The following is a 301-nucleotide window of genomic DNA, read 5'->3' on the forward strand; positions in this document are numbered from 1 at the left end:
AATCGTCGGTTAAACTCCATGTTCTTGTGATTACTTGTTCTCCTTCACAACTTCCTGCTGCTACTGAATCACTAAAAATTGCCTCTAAACTTGTATCACAGTTATCTGACTCATCTGTTACATCGCCTGTTACTCCTACACTGGCATTATATGTACAATCAGCTGCAGCATAAATCGTTGTGTTTGCTGGTACTGTAAAGTCTGGTGCGGTGTTATCTTCTACGGTGATGGTTTGTACTTTACTAGTGGTATTTCCACAATCGTCGGTTAAACTCCATGTTCTTGTGATTACTTGTTCTCC

1 protein-coding gene is annotated in these 301 nt (G+C 40.2%); it reads right to left on the bottom strand.

Annotated features, from left to right (window positions below; all coding sequences use genetic code 11):
* Positions 1-301: hypothetical protein (locus tag Q0958_RS18905; RefSeq protein WP_299126130.1), on the bottom strand; the 301-nt coding region annotated here is incomplete at both ends.

This window comes from uncultured Tenacibaculum sp. (assembly GCF_947499065.1).
Lineage (GTDB): Bacteria > Bacteroidota > Bacteroidia > Flavobacteriales > Flavobacteriaceae > Polaribacter.